The 6,481-nt window shown below is 69.3% G+C and carries 5 protein-coding genes and 1 tRNA gene; 5 read left to right on the forward strand and 1 reads right to left on the reverse strand.

Annotated elements, in window-relative coordinates; genetic code table 11:
• The first annotated feature begins 115 nt into the window (after positions 1 to 115).
• Both R2N01_RS06450 and R2N01_RS06455 read left to right on the forward strand, forming a co-directional pair.
• Positions 116 to 1,270: an AAA family ATPase gene (locus tag R2N01_RS06450; RefSeq protein ID WP_316669623.1), complete on the forward strand. Its 1,155-nt coding sequence runs from the start codon at positions 116 to 118 to the stop codon at positions 1,268 to 1,270.
• Positions 1,267 to 1,911: a DUF4276 family protein gene (locus tag R2N01_RS06455; protein ID WP_316669625.1), complete on the forward strand. Its 645-nt coding sequence runs from the start codon at positions 1,267 to 1,269 to the stop codon at positions 1,909 to 1,911. Before R2N01_RS06450 ends, R2N01_RS06455 begins: the two co-directional genes overlap by 4 nt.
• A gap of 68 nt (positions 1,912 to 1,979) precedes the next feature.
• On the opposite strand, the gene R2N01_RS06460 is transcribed toward R2N01_RS06455, so the two are convergent.
• A tRNA-Ala gene (locus tag R2N01_RS06460) sits at positions 1,980 to 2,052 on the reverse strand.
• A 209-nt stretch (positions 2,053 to 2,261) separates the two neighbouring features.
• Here R2N01_RS06460 and R2N01_RS06465 point away from each other — a divergent pair.
• The 3 genes from R2N01_RS06465 to R2N01_RS06475 form a co-directional block, all read left to right on the forward strand.
• Entirely contained in the window at positions 2,262 to 2,681 is a 420-nt protein-coding gene (locus tag R2N01_RS06465; RefSeq protein WP_316669627.1) for a DUF5318 family protein, read from the forward strand.
• Positions 2,674 to 4,893: a transglycosylase domain-containing protein gene (locus R2N01_RS06470; protein ID WP_316669628.1), complete on the forward strand. Its 2,220-nt coding sequence runs from the start codon at positions 2,674 to 2,676 to the stop codon at positions 4,891 to 4,893. Before R2N01_RS06465 ends, R2N01_RS06470 begins: the two co-directional genes overlap by 8 nt.
• A gap of 185 nt (positions 4,894 to 5,078) precedes the next feature.
• On the forward strand, positions 5,079 to 6,481 hold a 1,403-nt coding region (locus R2N01_RS06475), incomplete at its 3' end, for a glycosyltransferase 87 family protein (RefSeq protein WP_316669630.1).

Here is a 6,481-nt window from a genome sequence, read left to right on the forward strand (position 1 = left end):
GACCCATGCCGAGGGCGGCTTCAGGCGCCGGCTGCCGCGTGCAGCTGAATCCCGTCGCCCCGACCCCGGCCGCTGCTCCCGGATCCGTAACCGCACCTCTGGCTAGGATCGCGGTATGACAGCAGGGCTCAGACGTCTCGTGGTGGAGGGCTTCGGGTCGATCCGCCATGTCGAGTTGGAGCTGACCACCGATGTCACGGTGCTCATCGGGGCCAACGGCTCGGGCAAGTCGAACCTCGTGAACGCCTTGGAGCTGGTCTCCCGCATCTGGGACGACTCTTTCCAGGAGTACCTGCTCCGGCGCGGCGGTTTGGACGATCTGCTCTTCGAGGACTACGAGGGTCGCACCGATCATGTCCTGATCGAACTCATGTCGGAGTTCGACGAGAAGGACGCCTGCAACGGCTACCGCGTTATCCTGCGGCCGGGTATCGGAGCCGAGGATGACTGGGCGGAGCTCCACGAGTATCTCCTCTTCCAAGCCGGCCGGGACCGGGACAGGCCCTACGACGAGGACCTGGGTGCCAGCACCCGCAGCCGCATCCTGCAGATCAGCCGGAACTCCACGAACCTCAGGCTTCGGAACTTCGCCGCCTACGTGCGCCCCATTCTGGAGGGCTGCCGTGTCTTCCACTTCGACGACGTCTCCGACAACGCCCCCGTCAAGGGCCCATCGACCGTCGGCGACGACCTCGCCCTGCGGTCGGACGCGGAGAACATCGCCGCCTACCTGCTGCGCGTCCAAGAGGAGCACCCCGAGCGCTACCGCCGTATCGTCGCCGCGATCCGGCGGGTCGCACCCTTCTTCGACGACTTCGTCCTGGTGCCCAATCGCCCATCGGAGCGGATCCGGTTGCGCTGGAAGCAACGAGGGCTGGACCGGACCTTCATGGCCCGGGAGGCCAGTGACGGGACCCTGCGCTTCATCTGCCTGGCCACGCTCCTACTGGGGCCCGACCTGCCCGCAACGGTGGTCCTGGATGAGCCCGAACTCGGGCTTCACCCCGCGGCCATCGGACTGCTGGCGGAGATGACCCGAGTTGCGGGCAGGAACGGGCACAAGATCATCATCGCCACCCAGTCCGTGCCCCTCCTGTCCCACTACGCCCTGGAGGAAGTCGCCGTCCTGGACCGCACCGACGGGGCCACGGACGCGAACCGGCCGGACGCGGAAGGGCTGGCCGGGTTCCTGGAGGAGTACTCCATCGGAACGCTGTGGGAGATGAACCTTCTGGGGGGCAGGCCCGTGCACAGCGAGGTGAAGCCGTGAGACGGATCGCGCTCCTGGTAGAGGGGCAGACGGAGGAGATGCTGGTCAAGGAGGTCCTGGCACCGGCGGCCGCTGCCGAGGACGTTTGCCTGACTCCGGTCGTCGTCATCACCTCGGCGACACCGGTAGGGGCGCACCGTGGAGGCGGCCACTGGAGGCACTACGACACGAGGCTCCGGGCACTGCTCAGGGCCAGCCACTGGTACAGGGTGGGCCTTCTGCTCGATTACTACGGGTATCCCAAGGGCGCGCCCGGGAGGAGCGTCGGGGGTCACGGCGCCGAACGCCAACGGGAGCTGGTGGAGGCGATCCGTTGCGAGTACGCGGACCCCCGCCTGCATCCGCTGGTCGTCCTCCACGAGATCGAGGCGCTCGTCCTGGCCGCCATCGATGCCGGGCACGGGAATGGACTGCTTCCGGGCAAGGGGCTCGCCGCGTTGCGGCGGGCCGTCCACGAGGCCGGGGGCCCCGAGCAGGTCGACGACGGCCCGACGACGAGCCCTTCCAAACGCCTGGAACGAGCAGACCCGAACTACATGAAGACCGTCACCGGCCCCCTGCTCATAGCCGAGGCGAGGTTGGGCGCCATCCTCGAGCGCTGCCCCATCTTCGCCGCCTGGTGGGGAGAGCTCCTGGACTGACGACGTGGAGGTTCGGCCCACCGCCCACGACGAGCGAGAGCACGTCGGGGCCAGTACGCCGACCACGGTGGAGCATAGGGGACTCGAACCCCTGACCTACGGCTTGCAAAGCCGTCGCTCTACCAGCTGAGCTAATGCCCCTTCACGGGCCCCGCGCATGCCCGGACGGCCTCGCGGAACGGCGCCTCACAGTGTAGCGGGTGGCTGCCGGGCGGCCCGTCGGCGGCACCGGCTCCGAGCATCGCTTGCGGCGCCCCTCCCGGCCCGATCCGCCCGGAGCTCTCGACCACGGCTCGACCTCTGGCGACACGGGGGAGCCGATCACGGCCCGCGCCGTTACCCTTGATGTCATGCGGACACAGCGTCAGGTGGTGAGCTACGCGTTGCAGCGCCGGGCCACGCTCGAGGCGATGCGGCGCCCCGATGCCACCATGATGGAGGCCGACCCCTGCGACGCGGATCCCCTGCTCGTCAGATCGGCCCTCCACCACGGCGCTCCGTCCGGCGCCGAGTGCCCGGTATGTGCCGGCGGGCACATGCTCGTGCTGAACTATGTGTTCGGCGACCAACTCGGCCAGTTCTCCGGGCGCATCAAGCAGCCCGCCGAGCTGGACGAGATGGAGAACGAGTTCGGCGAGTTCACGGTCCGCGAGGTCGAGGTCTGCCCCGACTGCGGGTGGAACTTCATGATCACGGCCTACAAGCTGGGCGATGGTCGCCGGCGCCGCCCGCCGCGGCACCAGCAGACAGTTGAGGACATCTATGGCTAACAGCAAGAGCACCCCGCGTCGCCCGGCGAGACCCGGGAGGAGTCGCAAGCGTCGGATCGCCCGCATCGCCGGCATGGTGGTGGCGGGCCTGGTCGCCCTCACCCTGGTCGCCTCGGGCATCTTCTACGCCTCCGTCGACCTGCCCGAGCCCAACGAGGACTACACGACGCAGACGACGAGCATCTACTACCGCGACGGCACGACGAAGATCGGCGAGCTGTCGGTGCAGAACCGCACGGAGGTCGACTACTCGGCCATGTCCGAGAACATGAGGAATGCGGCCATCGCGGCCGAGGACCGCAGCTTCTGGACCAACCACGGCGTCTCGCCGAAGGGCATCTTCCGCTCCCTGTGGGCCATCGCCCGCGGGCAGGACCTGCAGAGCGGCTCGACGATCACCCAGCAGTACATCAAGATCCGCTATCTCACCAGCGCCCAGACGATGACCCGCAAGCTCAGGGAGCTGGCGCTGGCCGTCAAGATCAACGGGACGGTCTCCAAGCAGGAGATCCTCTCCGGCTATCTCAACACCGTCTACTTCGGGCGCGGGGCCTACGGCATCGAGAAGGCCGCTGAGAACTGGTTCAACACCGACTCGGCGAGCCTGAACGTGGCCCAGTCGGCCATGCTGGCCGCCCTGATCAACAGTCCCTCGGCGCTCGACCCGGCCAACGGGGACGAGGCCGCGGCCCAGCTGCTCGAGCGGTACCAGTACGTGCTCGACGGCATGCTCGAGGCCGGCAACATCAGCCAGGCCGACCACGACGCCGCCTACGGCGCCCTGCCCGAGACGGCGCCCCTCGGCGAGGACGACACCTACAGCGGCCCCAGCGGGTTCCTCATGATGATGGCCCAGAACGAGCTGCTCAGCGCCGGCCTCACCGACGAGCAGATCTCCGGCGGCGGACTGAAGGTCATCACCACCTTCGACTCGACCATGCAGGCCTCGGCCGTCGAGACCGCGCAGAACTACACGACGCGGGCCGTCGCCAACGCCAAGACCAGCGGGCTGTCCGAGTCCGATCTGCACATCGGCATCGCCTCCGTGGCGGTCGGCACCGGCGAGGTCTACGCCCTCTACGGCGGCCCCGACTACCTGGCCTCCCAGATCAACTGGGCGGCCACCGCCCGTCCGGCGGCCTCCACGTTCAAGGCCTGGGCGCTGCTCGCCGGCCTGAACCAGGGCTTCGGTCTGGGCACGGTCCTCAACGGGAGCACCTTCACGCCCAGCGGCGACTCGGTGGTCGTGCACAACGACTCCAACGTCGACTACGGCAACGTCACCCTGCTCAAGGCCACCTCGTACTCGATGAACACGGCCTTCACCGACCTGGTGACGAGCATGGACGACGGCCCCCAAGCGGTCGTCGACATGGCCAACGCGGCCGGTGTGCCCACCGGGGACGGCTGGGACCTGAACAACCGCATCGCCCTGGGCACCGCCCAGGTGAGCCCGCTGTCGAACGCGACCGGCTTCGCGACGATCGCCAACGACGGCAGGGCCAACACCACCCACGTCGTGCAGACGGTCACCGACTCCGGCGGCGCGACGCTCTACACCGGCGACACCGCGTCCAACCAGACGATCGACCAGAACGTCGCCCAGAACGCCCAGACGGCCCTCAAGTCCGTCGTCACCAGCGGTACCGGCACGACGGCCTCCCAGCTGGGCCGCGAGGTCATCGCCAAGACGGGCACCAAGGACGACGGCGACTCCGAGACGATCTCGGCCTGGTTCGTCGGCGCCACCAAGCAGATCTCGACGGCCGTCATGTTCGTCGCCGGCGACGGCAACGCCGACCTCAACCCGTACTCGCCCTACGGCTCCTTCAGCTCTGGCCTCTACCCGGCCAACACCTGGGAGGACTACATGGAGGCGGCCACCGCCGGCATGAACTACGAGTCCTTCTCGACGCTGAACAACATCGGCTCGGGCTCGGGCAACAACGCCACGAGCTATCCGACGAGCAACCAGAGCTACTACCCGACCTCCTACCAGAGCGCCCCGGCCGCCACCTCCAGCTGGGGCTACGGGGGCGAGGGGGACGACGACTACGGCGGCGCCACCAATGGCAATGGCGGCCAGAATGGGCAGGACGAGCAGAACGGGCAGAACCAGGATGGGCAGGACGATCAGAACAGCAGCAGCGGTGTTGCCTCCGCCACCGGTGGCGGAGGCAGCGGTGGCGTGGCCCCACGTCTCGGCCCCTAGCCCGGCGGCTGATCCGCGGCCTCGGACATGCGCGGGCGAGCCGCCGCCCCCCACCCGCGTCTCGTCGTGAACCCATCCGGGGAGCGGGCGGGCCCCGTCCGGGTTCCTCAGGGCCGACCCCTCAGGGCCGGTCCCGGAGGGGCGGTCCGCTGGTTTTGCCGCCGGCTACTGGCAGGATTGATGCCGTGAACGGATCAGTGCGCCTCTCGGAGCGCATCGGCGGCCCCGTCGGCACCCATGCGCGCCCATGGGGCCTCTGGTTCGATCCGCTGCCGTGGTCGATCCTCGTCACGGGCCTGTCCTGGATCATCCTCATGGTGCGCCAGGCGCCCTGCCAGCAGACCACCTACGGCGTCACGGTCAACTCGTACGCCCGCCTGTGCTACTCCGACATCCCGCTCGTCTACCAGGGCAACGGCGTCGCCACCGGCGCCGGGCTCTACTCCGACGCAGGCCTCACCTACCCGCCGCTGGCCGGCTGCTTCATCTCGGTCTGCCGCTGGGTCACCGGCCTGCTCGGCGCCGATGTCAGCACCGCCGCGACGGGCCAGGCCCAGCTCGACGCCTCCTACCTGTTCTTCGTCCTGACGGCCGTCGGCCTGTTCGCCGCCTTCCTGACGGCCGTCGTGGTCCAGGCCCACCTCGGCGCCGGTTCGGCGAGCGCCGCCACGCAGGGCGTGCAGACGCGCGGCTTCGACGCGCTGCTCGTCGCGGCGGCGCCCGTCGTCATCGCATCCGGCCTGATCAACTGGGACATGCTGGCCGTCGCCCTGGTCTCGCTCGGTGTCCTGGCCTGGGCCAGGCGCAGACCCCTGCTCGCCGGCGTCGCACTCGGCGCCGCCTTCTCCACCAAGTTCTTCCCCGTCCTCGTCCTCATCGCCCTGGCCCTCGTGTGCCGGCGCGGCGGGCGCATGCGCGCCTGGCTGGCGAGCCTCGGCGGCTTCCTCGCGGCCTGGGCGCTCATCAACGCGCCGCTGCTCATCACGGACCCGCACGGCTGGTCGCTGTACTGGTCGAGCAGTTTCCACCGCGGCGCCGACCTCGGCTCGCTGTGGTACGTCCTCGACCTGATGGGCCTCGAGGTCCCGGGCGTCAACGCGATCAGCTTCGTCCTCATGGCGGCCGGCCTCCTCCTCGTCGCCGTCCTCGTGCGCAGGGCCCCGCGGCGCCCGCGGGTCGGGCAGGCGGTCCTGCTCGTACTCGTCGTCTTCGTCGTCTGCAACAAGGCCTACTCCCCGCAGTACGCCCTGTGGCTGCTCCCCTTCGTCGTCCTGTCGCGGCCCAGGATCCTCGACTGGGCCGCGTGGAACATCGCCGAGCTCTGCTACTACTTCGCCGTCTGGGGCTTCCTCGACGGCGTGCTGGGCCCCGGCACCGGCGCCGACGCCCTCTACTGGGGCGCCACCCTCCTGCGCATCGGCGCTCAGCTGTGGCTGGCCGCCCAGGTGGCCCATGACGTGCTCAACCCCTGGGACGACCCCGTCCGGACCGGTCACATCGATGACCTCACCGGCGGCGTGCTCGACCACGCCGCGGACCCGGTGGCGGTGCCCGCTGTGGCTGGGATTCATGGGCGCGCTGCTCGGAA

Source organism: uncultured Propionibacterium sp., assembly GCF_963539965.1.
In the GTDB taxonomy this organism is placed as follows: domain Bacteria; phylum Actinomycetota; class Actinomycetes; order Propionibacteriales; family Propionibacteriaceae; genus Propionibacterium.

Excerpts from the sequence above, each read along its gene's own strand:
- R2N01_RS06470 (WP_316669628.1), top strand. The coding sequence starts at position 2,674 with ATGGCTAACAGCAAGAGCACCCCGCGTCGCCCGGCGAGACCCGGGAGG.
- R2N01_RS06450 (WP_316669623.1), top strand. The coding sequence starts at position 116 with ATGACAGCAGGGCTCAGACGTCTCGTGGTGGAGGGCTTCGGGTCGATC.
- R2N01_RS06465 (WP_316669627.1), top strand. The coding sequence starts at position 2,262 with ATGCGGACACAGCGTCAGGTGGTGAGCTACGCGTTGCAGCGCCGGGCC.